Below are 25,870 nucleotides of genomic sequence, written 5' to 3' on the forward strand. Positions count from 1 at the left end.
TTTTTAATTCTTCTTCTAACTCTTCTACTTGCTGTAATGTATCTCCTTTTATTAACGAGAAATCTGTTGTATCTTCATTATCTTCTTTAAAAAAATCATTGTCATAATCTTTTATCACTACAATCACCTCTACGTGCTAGTGTAGGAATGATTGTCCGATTTTATACAAGTTTGTCTAAATTCGCTTTACCTTTATGTATAAGTGAAAAGGACAGAAGAAAATCCTGTCCTTATTTACTAAAATAACTATGATGTATTGTTAAATTATATACATTTTCAAAATCTCGATCTTGCAGATTATTTTTCTTCCCATCAATAACAATGAAAACATCACTCACAGTTTTTGCTGGTATAATGCCGACATTTTCTACTTGTACCGCTTTCTGCTCATTCAACTGCTCAATGTGTTCAAACGGAACGATAATACTAAATTGAGAACGGATACCGCGAAAGTTAGTATTTAATTCCTTTGCCGCTTCAAATACGACAATTTTCGCACCAATCTTTTCCCCATACGAATCTAAAAATGCGTTTAAGCTTTTTGTATACTCTTCTTCCGTATGCCATTCCATTGTACCGAACATTGCTGGATTGACATTTTGAATAATTGTTGTATATATTTCCCCTCTTGCTTTAGAAGCAATTAAAGACCGTTTTATCGATTGAACAGTCTTGCCGATATCGCTAAATTTCGCTCCCCATATTTCGGAAATATTAGGTGTTAAAATAAATGCGATATCAACGAAAATAACCATTGCAGTGAACATTAATAGGTTTTTCCAGAGGGTTAAATCAATTCCTTTTATCATGAAATACACGGTGACTGATATTATAAACAACCCATACCAAGTCTTTCTAATACGTTGCTTTTTCTCCTCGTACAACTCTTCGTTTCTCCAGTAAAAGAACACAAGAACGAGAAAAACGATTGCTAAAATAAATAAGCCGATTCGAATGTTAGAGATCACCAATGACATCACCCTCCATTCAAAAACTACTCACGATATCATTACATGCACAAGCAGCCCTCTTTATGACAAAAGACGTGGACAAGCTTCTAAATTTAGCAATATCGCATATACATTAGAAGGTACCACGTCTTTTATCATGAATCTACATTGTATATGTAGACAAGCATGCGTTTCAAATTTTCATGTTAAAAAGAAATATGTTTCGGAATTTCCCCTTTTGGTACTTCTCCGTCCATACTTAAATAATAATGACGAATCGGACGTAAATCATCGTCTAATTCATAAACGAGTGGAATGCTCGTTGGAATATTTAATGAAACAACACCATCGCTTGAAAGGTTATCTAAGTATTTCACTAGCGAACGAATCGTATTACCGTGTGATGAAATAATTACCTTTTCACCACTTTTTAATGATGGCGCGATTTCTGAATGCCAATAATCAAGTACTCTTTTCTCCGTATCCACTAAACATTCAGTCAATGGAAACTCACCTTTTTTAAGTGCTTTATATTTTGGATCATTCATTTCATATCTAGGATCATCCTCAGTAAGAGCTGGCGGTCTTACATCAATACTTCTTCTCCAAATATGAACTTGCTCCTCACCATACTTTTTCGCAGTTTCATCTTTATTCAACCCTTGCAATGCACCGTAATGTCTTTCATTTAGCTTCCAAGATTTATGTACTGGTACCCAAGCAAGATCCATCTCATGAAGTACAATCCATAACGTCCGGATTGCTCGTTTTAATACAGATGTATAAGCTACATCAAAAGTATATCCATTTTTCTTTAATATCACTCCTGCTTCTCTCGCTTCACTTAATCCATTCTCTGATAAATCTACATCTGTCCATCCTGTAAAGCGATTTTCAAGATTCCATAAACTTTGTCCGTGACGAATAAGTACAAGTTTTATCATAATAATTCCCCTCTCGGAAATGTGAATTTTATTGTTCCATTGCGTACACGTATAAAGTATCTAGTAATGTATCTTTTTATCCATTCACTCTATGACCAATCCATAGTTGCCAAATGTATGGATAAAATTTGTTCTTTTTCAAACTATAAAAACAGATATATTTCTTATTATTTCTGATCGATTACAACTTCTCGTTTTGATATCCAAGCATCAAAACCTGATCGACTATTTGCCATTTCATTCATAACTTGATGCCAATTTTCTTCACACGATTCACCAAATTTTGAAAAAATAGCACTCATCTGTTGTCTTTGAACATCGCTCAATTTTTTCTCTAAATCTACACCTATTTCTGTTAAAGATAACTGTTTCACACGGCGATCATGTGTAGCTTCATTACTCTCAATTAAGCCTTTTTCCACAAGTTGTCGTAGTGGTCCGTGAAGAGCTTGTTTACTTATTTCTAACAGTGATAATAACTCATTTACACTTATCCCTGGAAATCGTGCGATAAAAAATAAAATTCGGTGATGTACTCGTTGTATGCCATACTCTTTTATAATTTCATCTGGCTTTTCAGTAAATGATTTATATGCAAAGTAAAATAATGCTAATGCTTCATTCATCTGTTCTTCTTTATGTTGTGTCATCTACTTTCCCCCTGTATATAAATTATAACACAATCTAGTATTGAATATTTTAACGAACACATCAGAACTTCTTTAGTTTATTGAAATATTCATTGCAAAATTAGGAGAGGATTCATTTGAAATCGCAATATACTGTAAGTACATATTTATTAGATCGACTAAGCGAATTAGGAATTGAGCATATATTTGGTGTTCCTGGTGATTATAATTTGGCTTTTTTAGATGACGTACTAGCACATGAAAAGCTAAAGTGGATTGGTAATTGTAATGAATTAAATGCGGCATATACTGCTGATGGATATGCTCGTATAAAAGGAATTGCAGCTCTTATTACCACCTTTGGCGTTGGAGAATTAAGCGCCCTTAACGGTGTTGCTGGGTCATACGCAGAAAACGTACCTGTTATAAAAATCACGGGGACACCACCAACAACAGTAATGGAAAATGGAGCACTCGTTCATCATACGTTAGGTGATGGAAAGTTCGATCATTTTTCCAATATGTATAGAGAAATCACGGTGGCACAATCAAAATTAACACCTGAGCATGCCACTGAAGAAATCGATCGTGTGTTACGTGCATGTTGGAGTGAGAAACGCCCTGTTCATATTCAATTACCGATTGATGTGTATAATAAACCAATTAATAAACCTACAGAACCAATTTTACATAAACCAGTTCTAAGTAATAAAGATGCGTTGGATAAAATGCTTCTACATGCGACTTCAAAAATAAACAGTGCCAAAAAACCAGTTATTTTAGCTGATTTTGAAGTGGCTCGTTTTCATGCGGAAGAATATTTGCATCAATTCGTAGAAAAAACTGGGTTTCCTATCGCAACATTAAGTATGGGAAAAGGAATATTCCCTGAACAACACCCTCAATTTATAGGAATTTATACTGGTGATGTTAGTTCTCCATACTTACGAAAAAGAATTGATGAATCTGACTGTATTATTAGTATTGGCGTGAAATTAACTGATACTATTACTGGTGGCTTTACACAAGGCTTTATGAAAGAGCAAGTTATAGAAATCCATCCCTATACTGTGAAAATTATAGATAAAAAATATGGACCCGTTGTAATGAAAGATGTTTTACAACAGTTAAGTGATTTAATCGAACATCGCAACGAGGAAACACTTGAAATTAAGCCCTTTATTTCAGAATTACTATCTATGACAGAAGAGTTCAATCCAAAAGCTCAAATGGTTACACAAAAACGTTTTTGGCAACAAATATACCATTTCTTACAAGAAAACGATGTTTTAATTGCTGAGCAAGGAACACCTTTCTTCGGTAGTGCTGCTATCCCTTTACCAAATAACACTACATATGTAGCACAACCATTATGGGGATCAATTGGTTATACATTACCTGCTCTACTCGGTACACAGCTCGCTGATTTATCGCGACGTAATATTTTAATTATTGGTGATGGTTCTTTCCAATTAACTGTTCAAGAGTTATCGACTATACTTCGTCAAAATTTAAAACCGATTATATTTTTAATTAATAACAATGGATACACTGTTGAACGTGCAATTCACGGCCAAAACGAACCGTATAATGACATACAAATGTGGGATTACACGAAACTAGCAAACACATTCGGATTAGAAGAAAAAAGCCTATCATGTAAAGTGGAAAATGAAACAGAGTTAGCAGAAGTCTTAACTAATATAACTTTAAATAAGAATCAACTTATCTTTATTGAAGTTGTAATGAGTCAAGGGGATCAGCCTGAATTGTTAGCTAAACTCGGTGAAAGATTCGGCAAGCAAAATTCTTAATAAGAAAAGCGTAGCTATAAATGGGCTACGCTTTTCTTATTAAATTTTTATTCCGCAAGCGTTAACTGCCAAGACACACCATATTTATCATTTAACCAGCCAAATTTTTTACTAAATGGATAAGAACCTAAAGGCATTAGTACAGATCCATCCTGCGCTAACTTATGAAAGACCGCTTCAATTTCTTCTTCTGTCTCACAATTTACATAAAGAGACATAGATGGTGTAAATGTAAAACCATGCTTTACATAACTATCAATGCACATGAATTCTTGACCATTTAACGTAAAAGTTGCATGAATGACAGAACCCTCTTTACCTGGTCCGTTTTCATCGTAGCGAGAGATACTTACAATTTCTGATTGATCGAATAGCGACGTGTAAAAGTTCATTGCTTCCTCAGCTTTACCTTCGAACATTAAAAACGTAGTGATTTTTTGATTTGTTTTATTCATATAGAGACCGCCCCTTGTTATGTATTTATGTAAAACATACATCGGCCAGCCAAAACCGAACGTATATTCTTATAAATGTATTGTCTATAAAAAAGATGAGTTTGTCAATTAAATCCCTGTTTATTTCTTCTTAAATAATGCTGTCCAAAGAAATGATTCTCCAAACATAGTATTTGGTTGGTCAATTTGCTTCATCTTTCTAATTTCAATCACTTCAAATTCTTTAAATATCTCTCTTAATTTTTCTTCAGAATATGCAAGTCCACCTTGTAAACTCCACCCTCTATATACGTCCCAATCCGTTATTTCTGATCCATTTCGCTCATCTAAATCACCTGCTGCAAAACATGTTAATCCGAAATAACCACCAGATTTCAATGAGTTTTTAATTAAATCCACATAATTTATTCTTCTATGTGGTGGAATGTGATGCAAACATCCAGAGTCGTATACAAAATCAAATTCCTTTTGAGCCTCTAAATTAAAAATCGAATCACAAATAAATTGAATTCCAATTCCTTTTTCATTTGCTCTATCTTTCGCCCAATTAATGCCCTCTATAGATAAATCCACTGCTGTTACTCCAAATCCTTCAATCGCTAAATAAATAGCATTTCTTCCTGGACCGCATCCAAGTTCCAGCACTTTCCCTCTGGAAATCCATCCTGTTTCTATATATGAAACTAGATTTTCATCTGGAATATTTGCAAAAAACGGAACATCTTTTTCTCTATTCGCATAAAATTCATTCCAAAATGGTTCTGCCGGTCTTAATAATGAATCAAGCATTTTAATACTATCTTCTTGATTGTGCAACGTTTCATTTTTCATTTGTATCCCTCCAAATTTAAATAGTCAGAAAATTATTATATATCTTCTAGAACTTTCAGACAAAGAAAAAGCTCCTACATTTAATAGGAGTTTTTCTCTTTAAAATCCAAGTACAGCTAACCATTTTAACAGCTTCTCTTCTCGCACTTTCAACTCATTATTCCTAAGCTTACCTAACTGAATTTCGCTAACAATTTCTCCATCCACCATAAAAAGAACTCTTTCTGTTTTCGCTGCTACCTTTACATCATGAGTCACTAACATGATAGTAGTTCCATCACGATTAATATTTAGTAATATTTGCATTACCTCTTCTGTTGATTTTAAATTTAGAGCACCAGTTGGCTCATCAGCAAAAATAACATTTGGATTATTGATAAGCGCTCTACAAATAGAAACTCTTTGTAATTGCCCTCCAGACGCTTCCGTTATATAATGGGATGCTATATCACTTATCCCCATTTTCCCCATTAGCTCCAGAGCACGTTGATTTACTATTTTCTTACTCTCACATTTCGCTAAATATGCTGACAAGATGATATTATCAAATAGATTCAAGTGTCTAAGAAGGTTGCTCTGCTGAAAAATAAATCCTATTTCAGTAAGGCGCAATTTGGCTAACGCTTCTTCTTTCATACATGATATTTCTTTACTATCAACTTTCACACTTCCTGATGACATTTGATCCATTCCACTAATATTATATAGTAACGTCGATTTCCCAGAACCAGAAGGCCCCATGACCGATACAAACTCTCCCTCATAAATATCTAAATCTATATTTTTTAGTACTTGATAAATTGTATTTCCATCTATTGAATATTTTTTGTTTAATTGTTTAACTTCTAAAATTTTGTTCAAGTTACACACCCCTACTCTCCATTTGGCTTTACATCGTTTGTTTGTTTCATAGTAAAACTACTGAAAAGTGTTGTTGCGGCCACAGATATAAATAATATAGCTGGACATATTACATAAGAAACGATAGGATTCACGACAAACTTTATATGAGCTGCTCCCATAAATGAGCCTAACCAACTTACTAACATTTCACCAAACGTAGCAGCTAGTAATGTCCCTGTTACAATGCCTATTAATACAATGACAATAGAACGAGTTATATACTGTATACGAATATCTTTGTTAGAAAAACCAATACTTTTCATAATTAATATTTGTGAAGAGTCTTTTGCCAATAACATTTTAAAAAACATTGCAGTAATTAAAACTGATATCAATATAGCAATCAAAATTGCCACTTGCGTCACGAGGCTTAATTGTTTAATTGTCTCTCCTAAAGTTTGCGTTAAATAATCGTCTGTATCTGTTATTTTTGCAGAACTAAAATTATGTTTATACTTCTTCACTTTTTCTTGTAAATTCACAGTAGGCTCCATATCTACGTTTACTACATACCATAATATATTTTCGCTATTATAAGAGAAGCTCGCTTTAGCTGTTTTCCCACCATTCGTTACATCTTGATATATCCCACTAATAGTTAGTGCTTTTTCTTTTCCTTCTACAAATAAAACGATTTCATCCCCTACATTCTTTTTTAATTCATTTGCATTCATATAAGATAGAGCAATCTCTTTTTCATTTTTTGGTGCTATTCCTTGAACGTAATCTAATGGAAATTGAGTGAAGTCTCCTACTTCTACATTTAAGTTTTCATGTGTACCTTCAGCGTTCACCATTTTAAATGTACTCGTTACAAATGCTGCATATTTTTCTACGTCTTCATCATTTCGTATATATGAGATTACGTCCTTAAATCGTTTCTCTATATTTTCAGATTGCTGTAAATCTATTCGAATATCACTTTTTCCTGTTCCCATGTAATTTACAAACTTCGGTGACTGAATCGTATACAAAAAGTTAACAGGTACAACAATCATGAACACGGCTATGATTAAAACGATACTTAATACGCGATATAACTTAAAGCGTTTTACGACATCTTGTATACCAATAAATATATTTACATTTGTAATTTTAGTTTGATAGAGAGAAAAAGTCCTTTTTCCCTTCTTCTTTCCTAGATTATCTCTTGATCGTAAAGCATCTATTGCTGTAATTCTCCTCAAATTCCGCAAAATGATACGACAAAACAGGATAATAGTTAGAAATAACACAATTGTGACTATTAATGGTACAACAAAATATAAAATACTTGTACTTGCTATTCCCATATAAAGTGAGATATTAGCGGTGAAAATTTTTGTAACAAATAATGAAAGAATATATCCACATATACAACCGCTAGTAGCAATAACAACATATTTTGTTACATATAGCTTTTGAATCTCTTTACTTGTTATGCCGATAGCCTTCATTACACCTATTTCCCGATAATCTTCTTCCATAGAAGTCATAATCGTAAATCTAATACATAAACTTGCGATTAACATTAATAATGCACTTATTATGATAAGCACTGCAGCTATTATTCCATCTGTTAATGAATTGAGTGTTTTAAAGAGTGAATACGTAATAGAGGGACCTTTTTGAGGTAAGTTCGATGACTGGTATAGATTTTCAAATTCATTTATTTTATTTACATCTGTTAGCTGGAATTCAATAAGATATTCACTTTCTCCAAAATTCCCCTTTATTCTTTCGAAGTCTTCATCGCTTATTACAAATCGTTTTGAACTAACAAGTGATGGGTTCATTTGTACATCACGAACAAATGCCGAAATAGTCAATGCTAGTTCATTATTATTTTTAACAACCCATATTTTATCTCCAATTCGCAAATTATATTTTTGCATATAATAAATTGGTACACCTATTTCCCCTTTCCTAACATCGATCACTTCATTATTTAAATCTAATAAAAAGTCAAACTTACTATTTTGTTTAACGAAGCTAATGTCCATTACACTATTATGTTCCGCTTGATTTTTCTTCTTTATAAAAATGTTAGACCCGCCTATTTGAACCATCTCAGCCGTTTGCTGTTTTTTTACAAAAGGAGTTTTCGCTACAAATGAGTCGATTGACTTTTGATTTATTTCTCCGGCATGCATTTGTACGAAGTGCGGTGCGTTTGATACTTTAAACAATTGATCCATCGAGTTCAATAGATTAATAACGTTACTTGAAGCACTTGCCATTAAAAGGCTTGATAACATGATAAACATAAATAAGATGGTAATCATCATTTTATTTTGAGAGAAATCTCTTTTTAACATTCTCCTAATCATATTAAGCTAGTTCCCCTCATTCCATAATATTTTCTTCGTCACTATCGCTATTATTATCATTATGAAACTAATAGCTAATATAGGTAAATAAATTTTCGTATTGAATTCTTCAAACATAAAACCATAAATGACTTGCCCAATTGGTGCCATACATTGAGATACCGCTGTTATAATGGCCATTACTTTCCCTAGGTTTTCATTCGGTGTTTTCTTTTGGACTACAGTAATTACATAAATAGATACAATTGTCATGATCATTGCAATTAGAATAGAAGAGAGTATAAAGAGGATAAATGGTGGATAGTATCCTAAATTAAGAATAACTGGCGTAACGGATAGTGCCATTGGTATTACTAATAAAGCTATTAACAGCATCCAATAATACAATGTTTTCATCTGTAGCTTTTTCGCAAAAAAACCTATTGATAATGCACCTAAAATAGTAGCAAAATCGATCAATCCCATTCCAATTCCGTATAACGTGTCGCTACTTTCCATCGTTACTCGTATAATAATTGGAGCACCAACTACAAATAGCGGTGTTAGTATTAAATTTAGTACTGCAGCTAAAAGCATAGATTTCAAAATAAATGGTTGTTTTAAAACGAATACGAAGCCATCTTTCATATCCTTTACAATTGTCGGTATAATATGGTTTTCTTTTGCTCTTTTTATAAAAGGTATTGTAATAAACATTTCTAAAATCGCAGATAAAAAGAAAGCAAGGCAACTTATTATTACAAGTATTTTCAAACCAATTATGCCGTACAACATTCCTCCTAATACAGGAGCTACTATATTAGATAATGCTTGCACACCATTTACGATACCGTTCGCTTGTTCTAACTTTTTCTCTGGAACTAATTGAGGAGTACTCGCCATTACAACTGGTGAGTACATTGCACTAATGACTGCAAGTAAAAACATAATAGTTCCAATCAATATAATAGATACAGATCCAGTAAATAATAAAACTATAAAGCTTAATACAATCGCAGCGTTTATAAAATCAAAAATAACCATTAAATTACGACGATTGAAACGATCTGCTATCGCTCCGCCAACAGGAGCTAACAAAAACGGAATACTCGTAACCGCATATAATCCTGCGAATATATCAGCACGCCCTGTTATATCTAGCACATATAACGACAGAACAAAACGTAAAAGTGTTGATCCTAAAATAGTAATAATCTGTCCACTTACCATTAAGTGAAAATCTTTCATAGAAGATTTTATACTTGCTGGCATCTTCATCACACCCTTCATTTAATTTAGACTGACTGTCGGTCTATAATAATTAAACAGAAATCATGATTTCTGTTTAATTAAAACCTCAACCATATAATCAAAAGATCCTTCTTTCGCTCCAACAGATACTTCCATCATTTTAATATACGCTTTAGCTCTTCTAATCATTTCTTCCGGCTTCCACTGGAATAAACCTTCATCAAATATGACTTGTGCTGAAGAGAGTAATAATTCAATCGTTTCTTGTGGGTATGGTGTAGAAAATATGCCTTCATCGATTCCTTGTTCTAAAATCTCTGCTAAAACAGGAGATAAATGAATAATGGATTGCACTATACTTTTTTGATGCATTTCCGCATTATTTGGCTGATGAAATTGTTCAATCATTTTATCTTTAACATCTCCTGATTTTGGTGATTGCGCCATTAAAACTCGAAATAACTTTTCTAAAACTGGGATATTTGGATTAGAGACGATTGCTTTCGCTTTAGCAACATCATCTTTAATGATCCTCATAATGATTTCATCCATCACTTCTTCTTTCGACTTAAAATAATGATAAAACGTCCCCTTTGCTATCCCTATCTCTTTTAAAATGTCATTTACTGTTGTTTTCGTATAACCTTTCGTAATAAATAAACGTTCAGCAGTTTCTAAAATTTCCTTTCTACGCTCCTCATACTCCTTTACAATTCGCATTCAAGTTCTCCTTCCCATCAGACCGACTGTCGGTCTACTTAAATTATATGTTTAGTTAGTAAAAAGTTTCCTATTATTGTATATACAACATCCTACTTTCTATTTCCTTTATAAATTTTTATTTTTTAACGTCCGCTCAATTTGTTTAAAACGTATCTCATGTTTCTTATCGTCACCTTTCATTTTAGGAAAAGAACGCTGCCCTCCGCTTGATCCTATTTTCTCGATTCTTCATCCAGACGCACAATACTTTGTAGTTTTTCAGCTCCTTCACCACAAGTCAGCGCATCTCCTTTACATCGATGATTTCAAAAAATGAAAATTGGTTCATACGATACGGTTCCCCCTGTTCGATCTATGTACTTATGAATGGATTATTTTGTTGAGTTCCAATATGTAATATTGCATATTTTGTACGTTTAATTTTTGCACATGCGATAATTTATTTGTAAAAATATAAATTATTAATAAGGGTGATTTATATGAGCAAGTTCCGAAAGAAGATGATTAAATATTTGCAAATATTTTGGGGATGCTTAGCATTTGGTGTATTAATGTTTGCTATCTTCTTAATTATGGATTTAACAGATGCATCTTTAAATACATTAGGCTGGAGAGACTGGCTAGGTTCTGCAGCAGGCGCAGCCATTTTATCTGTTGGGATGATAAATTGGATTTAAAATAAATATTTGGTCCATACTGAATGTAGGCTGTATGCCAACATTCATTTAAAGTAGTCTTCTCTGTATCTCCTTGTATTGAGCAGTTAGCTTTTGCTAGCTGCTCTTTTATTTCGTTCCTGCTCTTACTTCTTTAAGAATTCTTTAACTGCGTTTTCCCAATAAGTACATATATCCATTCCCCTTTTTTACAAAATGAAATTTTTATTTTGTTATACGCTTCAATTTGTTCCATATTCATTCTCCCTTTCTCAACTATTAACCGGACAAGCATATATTATTGTATGGAGGAATCCACTCATAAAAATCTACCTTTCTTGCCAAAGAGCATGCTTATATGCGTACTCTTTTTTATTTTTTTCCTTTCATTTCTGAATAACATTTTTAACCCTGTTCATACTATTTTTCAACTTTAGGTTACAAACTATTTCTGTAAACATAGTGTTTCCTTTTGTACAACAGACAGTTAGTTTTATTCATAACAGTACACGTCTGCACTATTCATTATAAATTTTCATATATTGTATTGTGCTTGTCCAAAACGTGAGGTTATTACTCATGCGATCTAAATGAAAGAAAGGAGTGAAAATATGCGTTCATCTTGTCGTAAGCACACAAACTTTAATTGTGGAGCACAAGCCCCTAGTACGCTACCAGCTCTCGGTTTTGCTTTCAATGCTACTTCACCTCAATTTGCAACACTATTCACGCCATTACTATTACCTAGTACGGGCCCAAACCCTAATATTACTGTCCCTGTAATAAATGATACAATTAGTACTGGAACTGGAATTAGAATTCAAGTAGCTGGTATTTATCAAATCAGTTATACATTAACAATCAGCCTCGATAACGTTCCAGTAGCCCCGGAAGCAGCGCGCTTTTTCTTGACACTAAACTCATCAACTAATATTATTGCAGGATCTGGAACCGCAGTCCGTTCTAATATCATTGGCACTGGTCAAGTAGATGTATCCAGCGGTGTCATTCTAATAAACTTAAACCCTGGTGATTTAATTCAAATTGTACCGGTTGAAGTAATTGGTACAGTAGATATTCGTTCTGCCGCTTTAACAGTTGCACAAATTCGTTAATAAAAACAATATGCTTGGCAAATTAACATTTAATATTCCTTATACACCCCAAAATATATGTTATAGATTTAACACACATTTATATCAAACAAGCATATTTTATTGTATGGTGACTATCTAGTCATACTAATCTAAAGCGTTCATAAGAGCACACTTATATGTGTGCTCTTATGAAAATCAAGCTTTAATATAACTATTTTGTTTTACTTTATACTCATCGCTCTTTTGAACATTTATCCTTTTATTGTTATATTTGCTCATTGTTTTTCTCTTTTGTTTTACTAATTAGCTGATTAATTTCACAAACCCCTTTTATTAAACATCCCATGTTTCTTCACCCCTTGAATATTTTTGAAATAAAAATACATACTATTTTCAAGCCGCCGTATCCACGGCTAATACTTCTTTCTTTTGTTACAGCAGAAGCAGGTAGGTTCTTCACTTATCTGCTTTCTCTGTATATTTTTTATGAAATCGATAATAATTCCAACAAGCTGTTTGAACTAGCAGCTTCACTCTTCTCATAATGGGGATGCAAATTATCACAATTAGCTAACTCATTGAACACACTGGCAGACAACCAAAATTGTTGTCTGCTTTTTGTATAAGATTTTTCATTTTACATATACTAGTTTTGAGCCTGTTACCAATGCAAGCCATTTTGGTGTTTTGAATTCCGACTAAGCTTTTTGTTGCATAGATTATTACATCTTTGACAACACTGATTTAAAGCGCGTTTTCTGGTTATTCGTAGTTCTAATCCAGAATAATTTTTCTCCTATTAAAGGACAGCAGATACGACTGCTAGTCCTTTTTTCTTATACCGCATATTTCCCCTTCTCGTAGCTTCGAACCACATTACCCTTATCATCGTAATAAGTAATTTCTCCATCGAACAAAACGAACAAATGAGTTTTCCAGTTCCCAATGATCGTACCCCACATGTCAGCTACATTTGCTCGCATACCCGTGTAGGCGAAATGGAGGTTACGATAATTTTACATTTTCTTGAAACCCTGCTCTGCACTTTACATACGCTTGATGTCAAAAACATCTTCATTCTCGCACTTTACAAACTTCATAAATTCCGCTATCAACATTGTTATACATTTTTGTTCTGAATTTGCTGCCAATACAGATAACTTGCTTTACTTTCCATTTCAGCAACAATAATTTTCTCGTTCGGCCAATGTTCGAAAATGGTTGTTAATTTAAAATTTGTAAATAAGAAAGCTCAATCTTCGCCCGCCCTTATTTTTTCCATCTACCAATATGAGTTAAATCCTTCATAAACTTCTCTTGTTCCATTTCAATAATTGCGGAATGTATAATAAAAATATTCGCTCGCTTCAATACCTTTTCTTTCAACAAAAGTGTTCTACCTAAATAGTAGACATAATAAGTTCCGTTCTCTTTTTGCTGCAGCATAACATTCCAGTACCGTTTGAATATGTTACGAATTTCTTTCACCCCATCGTCCAATTCTTTGTTTGCAAAAGATGTTTTCATATCGTTATACCAATTGATTTTTTCATAATCCGTATCATCATCAGGGGAGCTAGTACGAATTGCTTTCTCTCGATTTTTTTCGATTAAATATTGTTCATATGTAAGTTGCACTTGTTCTTGAATTGGGACATGGTAGTAATACCCTTGCTCTACTGGTTTTGGACTATAAAATTTCCTTTATAAGTTTTAAAATTCATTTTAAATACGGTGAATGAAATTTTCGTTTTTTCTCGGCATCACCCTTGTTGTATACAAGCAAAAAAAGAGCCGCAACACTTTGCGACTCTTTTTGAATAATAACTATTTAACGCCCACGTCTTTGCTGACCTTGTTTTGTACTACTTTTCTTATTACTTGGCTTATTAAATGATCGATTGTTATCATTTCTCGAACTATTTCTTGGGCCACCTTTTGAACCACTTCTTGAACCTTCACGGCTATCTCTTTGGCGATATTGATCTGATTTCTTTGGAGCCGGCTTTGGTACCGGTTTTCCATTTTCATCTACACGTTTTATCTTCGGTTGTTCGATTATTTCTCTTTGCAATGGTGCACCAAGCGTTTTTTCAATTTCTTCTAAATGTTTTTCATCTTTCGCTGCAACGAACGTAATTGCAAGACCTGATCCACCTGCACGTCCTGTTCGGCCAATGCGGTGAATATAACTTTCCACATCTTCAGGGATATCAAAGTTAAATACGTGCGTTACACCATCTACATCAAGTCCACGAGCTGCTACATCAGTCGCAATTAAGTACTGAATTTTAGCTTCGCGGAAACTCTTCATGACTCTTTCACGTTTCGCTTGAGGTATATCACCATGAAGTTCAGCACAATTATAACCTAGTCCTTTTAAATTATCATAAAGCTTACTTGCTCTAACCTTTGTACGACAGAAAATAACAGCTAAAAATGGCTGATCACGATCCATAACAAAACGAAGTGCATCTGGCTTTGCACGATCTGTCGTCTCAATGACACGCTGCTCAATTGTATTTACCGTTACTTCTTCACTTTGTACTTGAATCATTTGCGGCTCATCCATATAACGTTTCGCCAATTTTTTAATATCTTTTGGCATCGTTGCTGAGAATAACATCGTTTGTTTACTATCAGGTGTCTCATCTAAAATATCTTCAATATCATATAAGAAACCGAAATAAAGCATTTGATCCGCTTCATCTAGTACAATCGTTGAAAGATTACTTAAATCAATTGTTTCACGACGAATATGATCTAATAAGCGTCCTGGTGTCGCAACAACTATATGTGTATTTCCTTTTAATTTTCTCAATTGCTGTGCTACATCTTGCCCGCCATAAATCGCTAGTACATTAATATCTTCTCTTTGAACAAGCATTTTTTTAATTTCAGTCGTAATTTGCAGTGCTAGTTCCCTTGTTGGTGCAACAATTAAAGCTTGAACATCACTAGACTCTGGATCGATTTTTTCTAAAATCGGTAACACGAATGCTAACGTTTTACCTGTTCCTGTTTTCGCCTGCCCAATAATATCTTTACCTGACATAATAACTGGAATTGCCTGCTCTTGAATTGGTGTTGCTTCTGTAATTCCATTTTCACGTAATGTATGATTAAAAGTTTCACTAATTCCTAATTCTAAAAAGTTTTTCAAATAGACCACTTCTTTTCCTTATTTTTCACATTAGCTTTCATTGTACCATTTGTTTCGCCAAATATGAAAAATAAAAAAATTCTTATCTTCTTTTTTTATATTCATCGTGTACTAGTTGGACAAATTCTTTTTGTTTTTTCTCTGATTTTATTAATACTTCCATGTTAGTAGTAGACAAAATGAACTTTTTAATTTTTCTATTACTCCAAATTAATTTTGTATACTTTGCATCTTCGTGTAGCCTTCGAAACCACTCGAATTCACTTAACTTTGCAATATGATGTTTTAGTTTCATGTCATTTCGAGGGTAAAATGTACTTATAGCCATTATTACATCAAGCAATAAACTCATCTTCTTCCCTCCTATACATATATATTTCAATGTTAAGGAAACATAGTTACAAGGTGATAAAATTGACTAATACATTCATAAAAATTTTTTGCGTATTTTTCTTACTATATTTTCAATCCACCACAATTATAATGGCGAAATCTCAAACAGATGTAATAAGTGAATTCAAACAAGCTTTACTCAAAAATGATAAAAAATTAATGCGGTCATATGTAACAGAAGGGATTGAACTACAATGTTAATGATTTGATTAGAATTGCGGAATCTATGAATTAAAAAAACCGATCTTTTCAATATAAGAAAGATCGGTTTTTTATTATTTTATATAATGAGTTTTCCTCCATGATAACAATAATACGTTGCTGCTTTAAGGTTTTTAATTCTCTTTAAAGATTCTTCCGCTTTTTCTATATTTAAACAAAAATTTGGATTAGCTATTACTAATTCATTATTATCTTGAACGGCCGCATCCCCTGTGATTACACATTCTAAGTCTGGAAAATATAATGAAATATGCCCTGAAGTATGTCCTGGCGTCGCTACTATTTGACATTCATTATTCAAAATCATTTGACCATCACATACTTTTTCATCGACGGAAATATGTCTTATATTTTTTAATTGCTGTATAAACCACTCACCAAATTCTTTCTCTTCAATTGGCATATGTTCTAACATTTCTTCAGCTTGAACTAGTCTCTCCGATTTTATTTCACCATTAATGTAGTTAGATTCTATTTCACTAGCAATAATATTAATGTGAGGATATTTCACTTTGAAATCATATAAAGATCCTATATGATCGTCATCATAATGAGTAATAATTATATTTTTTAAGTTTTTCATCTCATACCCATGTTTTACAATTGCATCTTCAATTAAAGGTAAAAAGTTTATATAACCTGTATCTACTAAAGTTAATTCCTTGTTTAATATAAGTAAGCTCGGATAAATACATTGTTTTCCCCCATTAAATTCAAATTCAATTGGTAGTTCTTTTATCTTCATTTTTCTTCCCCCATACCCGTTATTAAATGTTTAATAATAAATCATCCACATACATTTTACTGTACATACTTATGTAACGAAACACTCTGAGTCGTTACATAACAAACATTCTATTATTTTGAACAGGTAATTCCTTATTTTTATGGAAATATACAATAAGATAAATAATAAAATTGATTATTCCTTCACTTTTTTGTCTATCCTTTTAAAAAATCTATGTTTTTGTAAAAGGAGTGTTTATATGGAGAAACAGACACTTTGGAAAAAATTCAAAAAAAGCTCAGCAAACCTCGGGAAATCTAGCGTATATGAAAGTATTATTTTATACTATACAATGAGAAAAAAAGGGTTACCTACTAAAGCGAAATTCATAATATTAGCCGCTTTATCCTATTACGTATTAACAATCGACTTCATTCCAGATATAGCTGCTATTATTGGGGTTGGCTTATTAGATGATGTTTTAGCAATCGCTATAGCGCATAAATTTGTAATGCGTCATGCAGATGCTGAAATTCGTGAGAAGAGCAAAGTAAAAATGGAGTCATTATTTACTTCAGCACGAGCATAATGAAACTATCTAGTCATTTACCTAGGTTTTTACTTTCAAAAAAGCTAACTTTAATTATTGATAGTTCTATTTAACCTTCATCATGAGAGCATTACAGAATAAATTCTTAATTTCTCTTAGCTCTCAAGCCGTAAACAAATAGGGGCCAGTACTTGTTTCTAAGTTCTGACACCCTATTATTTGTTCTTATATTTATCTGTTATTCAATTTATTCAGGAAAGATTCCCGTAGAGACATCCTTATATAAAGAAAGACCATATTAGTGCAGATAGTTTATACAGTTACATGCGTCCCCCTATACAAAACTGCTATTGCCACTACTATAAGCATCATCCCCATAATAGCAGGTGCGGCATGACCAAGTGATACATAGATTTGTCCTCCAATAATTGGCCCAATCATTCTTGCCAAAGCTTGAATAGATTGGCTACCAGCTTGAATCCTTCCTTGTTCACTAGAATCAACAGACTTAGAGAGCATCCCATTAAATGAAGGTCCGAAAATTGAATCACCAAAGCCAAACATTAACATTCCAATGATAAGAAGAGGATATAAGGAAAACAAAGCCGATGCTGCAATAAAACTGTAGCCAATAATCTCCGAAACCATCCCAAGTATTGCTATTTGTTTATCAGTAAGCTTGATCAAAAGTTTTGGCATTATAAAAGCTTGTGAAATGATATCTTGAAAGCCCATAATTGAAAACATAAGTCCGATTAGTGCAGGCTTCCAGCTAAAAGTATCCATCGTAAATTGTGTAAAAATTGCTTGTAAAGATCCGTTAGGTATCCAAAGTAAAAACGCTGAGACAAGTAACCATTTTAAGTTTTTCATGGAAAGTATGTTTGCCAGCTGAGCAAAAGGATTTAACCTTACAAAAGTAATTTCTTTTAACCTATTATTTTTGTCAAGACTCTCAGGCATATATTTCATCCCATATAAGACATTTAATAAAGTTATGAACGCTCCGAAATATAAAGGTACAGAATGACCAAACTTTGCAAGTAATCCCCCAAGAGTTGGTCCGATAATGGTTCCTGCACCTACCACTGCACTCACCCACCCAAAATACTTCGTTCTCTGTTCTGAGGGAATGATATCTGCAAAATATGCAAAAATTGTACTGATGCTCCCGCCTGTTATTCCTTCTATTATACGTCCAGCAAATAGTACCCATAAAGTCCCTCCTATACCAAAAACTAAGTACCCAATTGCAGAACCGAAAAGGCATATTAAAAGTAATGGACGACGGCCATATTTATCGCTCAAAGCTCCGAGTACAGGAGCAGCGAAAAATACGCAAACCGCATAAACAGAGGTCAGTAGGGTAACAACTAGAGCTTGTTCTTCTGTACTACTTATATAAGGCTGCACTAAGAATGGAACAACAGGCAGTATGATACTGAAACCTATTCCACAAAGAAATACAGAAATAAGGCCGAATATTAAAGCATGTTTATCAATATTTTTTTCAGTTTCACTTTCATTTTGTGATCTAAATATAGACATTTAACTTCTCCTCTTAAAATATTTTGTTGCTTTGTCAACAAAATAATAACTCCGTTTTGTTGATTAGTCAACAAAAATACAATAATAAAAAGGTAGCCTTACTGTGAGCAGGCTACCTTTTTATTATTTAAATGTATCCCGGATTAACGAGCAATTAAGTTCGTTTTCGGGATTAACTACCCGTTAATGCCCGAATGCTTCAACTTTATTACGACTTAATATGTATACCTTGTTTCTTTATTTCTGCATCCAAATGCCTACTATACTTTTCCACGAAGCTAATTATACTGTCGAATTCTGACTCGGTTACTTGCTCAAATACAGCTTTATCCCGCTCTTGAAACTCCTTGTGCAACTCTTCGTGAATTTTATATATTTCTTTCCCTTGTTCAGTAAGCCTAAAATAGATTTCTTTTTTATTCTCTGATTTCTGGTAACTTTCGATAAGGCCTTTTTTTATGAGCTTCTTAGTCATTCTACTTATTGCACCGCGAGTCACATAAAAAGCCTCTGCAAGTTGTGTCACGTTAGAATCTGCATTGTTTTCAATATATTCAATGCAATGTACTTCAGAAGACTTAAAACCTTTAAGACCTACTTCCATCTTATCCTTATTAAGCCAAACCATCTTATTATATAATTCCCTGAAACCGTTCATGACCTGTTCTTCCTTATTCATGGTCTATCCTCCTAACCGCTCATTCATACGTTAAGACCATTATATTAAATTTCTGTTTCCGTTTCGACAATATTGATATAATTATTTGAGTTATCAATGAAAATAGACGCTTAAATAAAATAATTCACTATACGGAAAATAAGGCATGTGTATTAAAACTTGTACTACACATTAGACAAAAAGTAAGAGCTAAGACTAGTTTTCTTAGCTCTTCTTTCATAAAATTTATGTTTTTTAAATACTATTTCACTTCATTGGCTACAAAAAATTGCTCACAAACACTGGAAATGCGCTGCAAGTCTACGTTTCCACCAGATATAACCGCGACTACCTTTTTCCCTTTAATATATGGATCCACTTTCCCTGCAAGTAGAGCAGCAGTAGCTAATGCGCCAGCACCTTCTACAACAGCTTTACCACGTTGTAATAAGTCTTTCATCGCTACTTCTAATTCACCTTCTGATACTGTTACAATATCATCTACTAATTCTTTTACTACTTCAAAAGTTAAATCGCCTGGTATTTTAACTGCGCAACCATCTGCTATAGTGGGTGCCTCATAATGTTCTACAATCGTACCTTTGTCATAAGATGCCTTCATCCCATGAACATTGTCTGCTTGGACACCAATAATATTAATGGATGGATTAAATGATTTTAATGCAACAGCAATTCCAGAAATAATTCCACCTCCGCCAATTGGTACAATGACAGTATCAACATCCCACATATCATCAAGAATATCCAAACCAATTGTACCTTGACCAGCCATTACCTCTACATCATCATATGGATGTAAGTATGTTTCACCTGTTTCCCTTATTATCTCCTCACATTTTGCCTTCGCATCATCAAAAGTTTCACCGTATAAAATCACATCTGATCCATATCCTCTAGTTGCTTCAACTTTCGCCTGAGGGGCAGAAATTGGCATCACAATTTTACTCTTCATACCAAGTAAATGAGCAGATAAAGCAACTCCTTGCGCATGATTACCAGCGGAACAAGCAATTACCCCTCTCTCTTTTTCTTGATCTGTCAACTGTGACATTTTATTAAACGCACCACGAAATTTAAAAGAACCCGTTAATTGCATATTTTCTAATTTCAAGTGAATTTCTCCGCCTGTTTTACTAGTCAAATAAAAAGATTTTACTAGTGGCGTTTTACGAGCATTTCTGTCTAAAATGGTTTGGGCTTTTTTAATATCGTCTATATGTAACGGTAGTTTTTTAGTTATCATACTAACACCTCTTCCAATGGTCTATTCCTAAGTTTTCGTATGTAGCAACTCCTTTATACGAAACCATCTATATTAAGAAAAAGTCTTTATATATGTACCCCACTCTGTAATATACACATTTGCAAACAATTTAACATCCTCTTTGTATCGCGTTCTTTATAATCATTTAAACATGCAATTTGAATCCAATTATTCTTTTGTAAATACGATGACTCATAATGAACAATGTATCCTTGTAACGCTAACGCATCGCCAATCACCTTAGAAGACTGATTTTCATTTAATTGAATGGTAACTATAATTGGCGCGGCATGTTCTTTAGGTGAAACAAGATTTAAACCCATATTAGTAATAGCTTGTTCAATATATGCATACGTCTCGTTTATTTTTTCAAATGCTTTTGCATCTTCAAATCTCTTTAATGCTTCTTGCAGTGCATAAATTAAATTCCATGAATGAGAATATGGAATACTTTCATTTTCTTCGTACATACCAACGTCCATATAGGCCGGTAATGTCTCGTTTACTTTCACATTATGATTATAAAAAACGAAAGATAATCCAGTAAACGATTTAATTGCCTTTCCGCTAACACCGCTTGCAAAATATACATCCTTCAAGTCTATCGGTATTGCTCCAATCGAACTGATACAATCTACACATAGCTTCACATTATACTTTTTACTTAAAACATTTAGCTTGTCTAAATCATTTAACATTCCAGTTGATGTTTCATGGTGAACAAACCAAAGCCATTCATAATTTCCAGTTCCCATTATTTTTTCTAATTCGGTATAAATAAACGGTTCTCCCATTTCTTTTTTATACATATCAAAATGTAATTGCGCGCGTGATGCATGTCCAACTAATCTATTACCAAATTCCCCATTTGTTAATACTAGTCCTTTCCCTTTTAAAGAACGTAACTGTAAAGCAATGGCATCATTTGCTAACGTCCCTGTTCCTAACATAAGTTGTACATGCTTTGCTTTTGTCATGTGAAGTAACCGTTTTTTCACATTGTCCATCGTCACTTGAAATAACTTAGAACGATGCGAAATAGGCTTAGTAGAAAATGCCTTTCGAACATTTTCTTCAATATCTACTGGACCAGGTAAAAACGTATATTCTTTCGTCATAATTCCCCCAACACTCGATGCTTCAAACATAGCAGGGGTAACATACATTGGTTGGAAGGCTGCTTCTTCTGTACCAACTAACGTATGGAAAGATTTGAATCCCATTTGCTCATATAAAGGTAGTTCACGTGTTGTAGCAGAAATGAGTGCCAATTCATATCCATTTAGAAGCAAATAACGATGTAAAAAGCGAATTAAACCTAACAACGCTCTTCCATTTCTATATTCACGTTCTACTGAAAGTAAACGAATTTCATATACGTTTTCTCCATGTTCTTGCAAATAATAATCTAGATTTGGAATTTTATTGTCTAACGAGAATGGTCGTTTTCCTCGCAAAGTAACCATACCTACTAACTTATCGTCATCTAAACAAATTAAATATGTATTTTCTTCATGGAAACGATCTATACGAACACGCTCTTTCGTTTCTTCATGTTGCGGAATTTCTTCTACAAATGTTTTATAATTCAACTTATGTATACTTTCAAATTCCAAAGCTTGATCAGCAACTTTATAAATTAACCCCATGCCTTCTCTCCTTTATGTATTTAATAAAAATTATAAGTGGAGATTAACTCCACTTATAAAAAGTTCATCTCATTCTCGATTTACATATAAAATAAGTACAATGATAAGTGCACTTAAAATAGTCGTAACAATAGAGTAAGAATACAAAATCATGCACACTGGTAAACAAGCGATTGTAATTAGTCCTGGCTTAGTAAATCCTTTAAAGATTAAATAAAATATAATGAAAACAGCAACAAGGGTAAGCGCTATCAAATAATCAAATGCAATTAATCCTCCAATAAATGTTGAAATCCCTTTTCCACCCTTGCCTTTAAATACAATCGGGTAAATATGTCCAAGTAAAACAGCCAGTAAAGCTAACATTACAAATGTAGAATCTTCAAAAAGGTATTTTGCAATAGAAACTACGATTGCCCCTTTGATCGCATCACCTAAAAATGTAGCGACGAAATAACCTTTTCCATATACGCGCCCCATATTTCTTGCGCCAGGATTGCCGCTTCCTTCCTGCCGAATATCAACATTATGTTTCCATTTCGTCACTATATAAGCGGTCAATATGTTTCCAAATAAATAAGAAGCCACCAAATACAAAAATTGTATACTATTAATCATGTAATCATTCACTTTCTATATGGGAGTACTTATACAATATTCAATGACTATGTATATTGTACTTTTCTTACTTTACATCCCTTTATACATTTTAACATCATATTTTTACAAATCATACAAAAATTCTCATACCGCTATTTATTAAAATATAAATTCTTCATTAAGTAATAGGTTCCTTTCACTGCTAGTTCTGATGGTGATACAAATATAACTTCTCCCATACTTTTCTCGCAGCATTTCTTAAATTCAGCATATATTTCAGGAACGAAACGTAATATACTGCCACTTACTGCAATTGAAGTTGATAAATCAAACTGCATCTTATTGTAAATATTCACCGTAATTCTCGTTAATTCCGTAGCCGCTTGCACCATAATTTCATGTGCATCATCATTCCCATTTCTCGCTTCCTCAATAATGAATGGTGTGATTGCTGCAACTTTATCTTTTGAAAAACTATATACTAGTCTTTTTATATGAGACGATGTCAAAAGTTGAAACTCTTCTTGAATTCTTAAGCTTAATGGGCAAAGTGGAACTCCTTGATCAAATTGATTTGCCATTCTCTTTAAACCTTGTAACGCAATCCAATATCCGCTTCCTTCATCTCCTAAAATATGTCCCCATCCACCGCTATACTCGTACACTTCTCCTTTCTTTCCTAAACAAATCGCCCCTGTACCGCCAATTGTTAAAATTCCATCCTTTCCTTTTAAAGCAGCTGCATGAGCAATCATTGCGTCATTAAAAACTTCAATTTGTGTTCCGTACTTCTTTTTTAGACGTAATGTTAATTCATTCGTATTTGCTCCACTTACACCCGCTAATCCTAAACAAATACAAACGCAATTCCCATTTAATAACCCTCTCTGGCATTGATCAATCGCTTCCATAATATGAAAAAGTGCTTCTTCAAAATCTATTAATATATTTCCAAAACCACTCGTAGCCCTTTCAAGTTCACTTCCGTCTTGATTAAATGCAATTGCTTCTGTCTTTGTTCCCCCGCCGTCTACTCCAATCATATATTTCATATGTTCGCCTCATTCTCTTCAAATTGGAGGGAATGTTATATTCCCTAAAACAACAGATTGCTTTGCACCTGTTGCACTTGGCACATTACTCGGATTACGATGATACGTTTCGTTTGCTAAAATGGCAAAGGCGATTGCTTCTTTCGCCTCTGAAGAATAGCCTATATCTTCTTGAATGAATATGGCGCATTTTTCATCCTTCAATCCATACCGTATCATTTCAACAAGTGTACGATTATAACTGCCACCACCGCCTAAAATCACCTCATCGATTTCATAATACGGCAGAATAAACTCCTTATACTGATGAACGATTGAACTTGCTGTAAACATCGTGACAGTCGTCAATATATTTTCTTTACTATGCTTTTCATACTGCTTCAACAACTCACTGACAAATTCTTCTCCAAACTGTTCTCTACCAGTTGATTTCGGTGGATTCATTTTTAAAAATGGATGATTCATACAATATGTCAAAATTTCATCTACAACTACTCCCTGTTTTGCAATCTTACCATTTTGATCATATGACAACTGAAATAGCCTTTGACATACTTCATCCATTACCATATTACCTGGACCAGTATCAAAAGCTATAACGCTTTTATCACTTAGGTGACTTGGTATTACGGTAACATTACCGATCCCGCCAATATTTTGTAGTAGTCTATTTTTAGTTTGATGACGATACAAAATGATTTCCGAATATGGTACAAGTGGTGCACCTTGTCCCCCTGCTGCGATATCCATCGTTCGAAAATTAGAAATAACCGTCGTATTCGTTTCATATGCTATAACTGCTGGTTCTCCAATTTGCAATGTGGAAGGAATCATATTACCATCTTGCTTTGGCTGATGATAAATCGTTTGTCCATGAGAACCTATTAAATCTAATTGTTTCAAAGGAAAATTGACCTCTTTACAAACTTCCTTTACAACACCTGCGAAGCATAAACCGAGTTTGAAATTTAAACTGCATATGAGTTGTACATTTGAATTTTCTATTGATAACGCCTGCTGGATCTCATTTTTCATATCATTATAAAATGGAACTGTAGTAAAATGGATGAGTTCAACTTTAGAATCTACACCGCTCCCTTCTATATGAACGAGTGCTACATCTATTCCGTCTAACGAAGTACCGGACATTATCCCTGCAATATACATAATATGCATGACCTCCTATTTACTAAAAAACAATCATGTAAGTTACAAACGTACAACCGATCGAAAATAATATAAATCTATAAAACAACTGAGCTTTCGATGCGAACGATCCATCAATGAAAGAAACAACTACTGTAAGCAAAATACTTGCCGCAATGCTTGTAACGAGCCATATACTATGCATTTGTGATAAATCTAGCATTCTTAATAAAGGTACAAAAAGTAAATTTGCACATATCACTCCAAATAATAATAAAAATACACCTTTATAACTAAATTTTATATTCATTCCATTTCACCCTCTCTGGACTTCAT

At 33.5% G+C, this 25,870-nt stretch carries 27 protein-coding genes and 1 pseudogene; 5 read left to right on the forward strand and 23 right to left on the reverse strand.

What is annotated here, in order from left to right:
- The 4 genes from CER22_RS25235 to CER22_RS25255 form a co-directional block, all read right to left on the reverse strand.
- Positions 1–118, reverse strand: a 118-nt coding sequence (locus CER22_RS25235; protein ID WP_142293559.1) for a D-alanyl-D-alanine carboxypeptidase, incomplete at its 3' end; no start/stop codon positions are given.
- A 112-nt stretch (positions 119–230) separates the two neighbouring features.
- Positions 231–968 (reverse strand): type II toxin-antitoxin system SpoIISA family toxin, encoded by a 738-nt coding sequence (locus tag CER22_RS25240; RefSeq protein WP_074650800.1) that lies wholly within the window; start codon positions 966–968, stop codon positions 231–233.
- Positions 969–1,156: 188 nt separating this feature from the next.
- Positions 1,157–1,894: a 2,3-diphosphoglycerate-dependent phosphoglycerate mutase gene (gene gpmA / locus CER22_RS25250; protein ID WP_088609909.1), complete on the reverse strand. Its 738-nt coding sequence runs from the start codon at positions 1,892–1,894 to the stop codon at positions 1,157–1,159.
- A gap of 167 nt (positions 1,895–2,061) precedes the next feature.
- The gene (locus CER22_RS25255; protein ID WP_048546876.1) at positions 2,062–2,544 is read right to left on the reverse strand and encodes a MarR family winged helix-turn-helix transcriptional regulator; all 483 of its coding nucleotides are present in this window, start codon (positions 2,542–2,544) and stop codon (positions 2,062–2,064) included.
- Between the two features lie 116 nt (positions 2,545–2,660).
- On the opposite strand from CER22_RS25255, the gene CER22_RS25260 reads away from it, so the two are divergent.
- On the forward strand, positions 2,661–4,337 hold the full coding sequence (locus CER22_RS25260) for an alpha-keto acid decarboxylase family protein (RefSeq protein ID WP_088609910.1): 1,677 nt from the start codon (positions 2,661–2,663) through the stop codon (positions 4,335–4,337).
- 47 nt (positions 4,338–4,384) lie between these two features.
- On the opposite strand, the gene CER22_RS25265 is transcribed toward CER22_RS25260, so the two are convergent.
- The 6 genes from CER22_RS25265 to CER22_RS25290 form a co-directional block, all read right to left on the reverse strand.
- The gene (locus CER22_RS25265) at positions 4,385–4,792 is read right to left on the reverse strand and encodes a VOC family protein (protein WP_088609911.1); all 408 of its coding nucleotides are present in this window, start codon (positions 4,790–4,792) and stop codon (positions 4,385–4,387) included.
- 120 nt (positions 4,793–4,912) lie between these two features.
- Positions 4,913–5,623: a class I SAM-dependent methyltransferase gene (locus CER22_RS25270; RefSeq protein ID WP_088609912.1), complete on the reverse strand. Its 711-nt coding sequence runs from the start codon at positions 5,621–5,623 to the stop codon at positions 4,913–4,915.
- Positions 5,624–5,722: 99 nt separating this feature from the next.
- Positions 5,723–6,484, reverse strand: a complete 762-nt coding sequence (locus tag CER22_RS25275) for an ABC transporter ATP-binding protein (protein ID WP_141555687.1) — start codon at positions 6,482–6,484, stop codon at positions 5,723–5,725.
- A gap of 11 nt (positions 6,485–6,495) precedes the next feature.
- Complete coding sequence (locus tag CER22_RS25280; protein WP_088609913.1) at positions 6,496–8,835, reverse strand: ABC transporter permease; 2,340 nt, start codon at positions 8,833–8,835, stop codon at positions 6,496–6,498.
- 6 nt (positions 8,836–8,841) lie between these two features.
- Complete coding sequence (locus CER22_RS25285; protein WP_088609914.1) at positions 8,842–10,104, reverse strand: MFS transporter; 1,263 nt, start codon at positions 10,102–10,104, stop codon at positions 8,842–8,844.
- Positions 10,105–10,146: 42 nt separating this feature from the next.
- Positions 10,147–10,785 (reverse strand): TetR/AcrR family transcriptional regulator, encoded by a 639-nt coding sequence (locus CER22_RS25290; RefSeq protein ID WP_088122122.1) that lies wholly within the window; start codon positions 10,783–10,785, stop codon positions 10,147–10,149.
- Positions 10,786–11,267: 482 nt separating this feature from the next.
- Between CER22_RS25290 and CER22_RS25295 the strand changes: the two genes are divergently transcribed.
- Positions 11,268–11,465, forward strand: coding sequence for a hypothetical protein (locus CER22_RS25295; RefSeq protein ID WP_088063371.1), 198 nt, complete (start codon positions 11,268–11,270; stop codon positions 11,463–11,465).
- A 590-nt stretch (positions 11,466–12,055) separates the two neighbouring features.
- Entirely contained in the window at positions 12,056–12,559 is a 504-nt protein-coding gene (gene exsF, locus CER22_RS25305) for an exosporium protein ExsF (protein ID WP_088609915.1), read from the forward strand.
- Between the two features lie 781 nt (positions 12,560–13,340).
- Here the strand turns inward: exsF and CER22_RS33225 are convergent.
- From CER22_RS33225 to CER22_RS25325, 4 genes are all read right to left on the reverse strand, one after another.
- Positions 13,341–13,487 (reverse strand): hypothetical protein, encoded by a 147-nt coding sequence (locus tag CER22_RS33225; RefSeq protein WP_179211937.1) that lies wholly within the window; start codon positions 13,485–13,487, stop codon positions 13,341–13,343.
- A gap of 323 nt (positions 13,488–13,810) precedes the next feature.
- The gene (locus CER22_RS33230; RefSeq protein ID WP_179211936.1) at positions 13,811–14,179 is read right to left on the reverse strand and encodes a hypothetical protein; all 369 of its coding nucleotides are present in this window, start codon (positions 14,177–14,179) and stop codon (positions 13,811–13,813) included.
- A gap of 193 nt (positions 14,180–14,372) precedes the next feature.
- Entirely contained in the window at positions 14,373–15,713 is a 1,341-nt protein-coding gene (locus tag CER22_RS25320; protein ID WP_088609916.1) for a DEAD/DEAH box helicase, read from the reverse strand.
- Between the two features lie 73 nt (positions 15,714–15,786).
- Positions 15,787–16,056: a hypothetical protein gene (locus CER22_RS25325; protein WP_088609917.1), complete on the reverse strand. Its 270-nt coding sequence runs from the start codon at positions 16,054–16,056 to the stop codon at positions 15,787–15,789.
- A 29-nt stretch (positions 16,057–16,085) separates the two neighbouring features.
- Between CER22_RS25325 and CER22_RS25330 the strand changes: the two are divergent.
- Positions 16,086–16,289 (forward strand): annotated as a pseudogene (locus CER22_RS25330) (hypothetical protein); the annotation flags it as partial.
- Positions 16,290–16,377: 88 nt separating this feature from the next.
- Here CER22_RS25330 and CER22_RS25335 read toward each other — a convergent pair.
- Complete coding sequence (locus CER22_RS25335) at positions 16,378–17,064, reverse strand: MBL fold metallo-hydrolase (RefSeq protein WP_088609919.1); 687 nt, start codon at positions 17,062–17,064, stop codon at positions 16,378–16,380.
- Between the two features lie 241 nt (positions 17,065–17,305).
- On the opposite strand from CER22_RS25335, the gene CER22_RS25340 reads away from it, so the two are divergent.
- Positions 17,306–17,635 (forward strand): YkvA family protein, encoded by a 330-nt coding sequence (locus tag CER22_RS25340; RefSeq protein ID WP_088609920.1) that lies wholly within the window; start codon positions 17,306–17,308, stop codon positions 17,633–17,635.
- 273 nt (positions 17,636–17,908) lie between these two features.
- Here CER22_RS25340 and CER22_RS25345 read toward each other — a convergent pair whose 3' ends face one another.
- From CER22_RS25345 to CER22_RS25380, 8 genes are all read right to left on the reverse strand, one after another.
- Positions 17,909–19,144 carry an MFS transporter gene (locus CER22_RS25345; RefSeq protein ID WP_088609921.1) on the reverse strand — a complete coding sequence of 412 codons (1,236 nt, stop codon included), beginning with the start codon at positions 19,142–19,144 and terminating at the stop codon, positions 17,909–17,911.
- Positions 19,145–19,352: 208 nt separating this feature from the next.
- The gene (locus CER22_RS25350; protein WP_060488795.1) at positions 19,353–19,823 is read right to left on the reverse strand and encodes a MarR family transcriptional regulator; all 471 of its coding nucleotides are present in this window, start codon (positions 19,821–19,823) and stop codon (positions 19,353–19,355) included.
- 241 nt (positions 19,824–20,064) lie between these two features.
- Positions 20,065–21,066 (reverse strand): bifunctional threonine ammonia-lyase/L-serine ammonia-lyase TdcB, encoded by a 1,002-nt coding sequence (tdcB, locus tag CER22_RS25355; RefSeq protein ID WP_088609922.1) that lies wholly within the window; start codon positions 21,064–21,066, stop codon positions 20,065–20,067.
- An 86-nt stretch (positions 21,067–21,152) separates the two neighbouring features.
- Positions 21,153–22,736, reverse strand: a complete 1,584-nt coding sequence (locus CER22_RS25360) for an aminotransferase class V-fold PLP-dependent enzyme (RefSeq protein WP_088609923.1) — start codon at positions 22,734–22,736, stop codon at positions 21,153–21,155.
- 69 nt (positions 22,737–22,805) lie between these two features.
- Positions 22,806–23,354, reverse strand: a complete 549-nt coding sequence (plsY, locus tag CER22_RS25365; protein WP_060488790.1) for a glycerol-3-phosphate 1-O-acyltransferase PlsY — start codon at positions 23,352–23,354, stop codon at positions 22,806–22,808.
- Between the two features lie 134 nt (positions 23,355–23,488).
- Positions 23,489–24,388: a BadF/BadG/BcrA/BcrD ATPase family protein gene (locus tag CER22_RS25370; RefSeq protein WP_060488788.1), complete on the reverse strand. Its 900-nt coding sequence runs from the start codon at positions 24,386–24,388 to the stop codon at positions 23,489–23,491.
- A gap of 18 nt (positions 24,389–24,406) precedes the next feature.
- A complete protein-coding gene (anmK, locus tag CER22_RS25375; RefSeq protein ID WP_088609924.1) occupies positions 24,407–25,555 on the reverse strand; it encodes an anhydro-N-acetylmuramic acid kinase AnmK in 1,149 nt (382 codons plus the stop codon).
- Between the two features lie 22 nt (positions 25,556–25,577).
- Complete coding sequence (locus CER22_RS25380; protein WP_060488784.1) at positions 25,578–25,844, reverse strand: hypothetical protein; 267 nt, start codon at positions 25,842–25,844, stop codon at positions 25,578–25,580.
- Positions 25,845–25,870 lie beyond the last annotated feature (26 nt).

Source organism: Bacillus sp. K2I17 (assembly GCF_002209985.1).
Classification (GTDB): domain Bacteria; phylum Bacillota; class Bacilli; order Bacillales; family Bacillaceae_G; genus Bacillus_A; species Bacillus_A wiedmannii.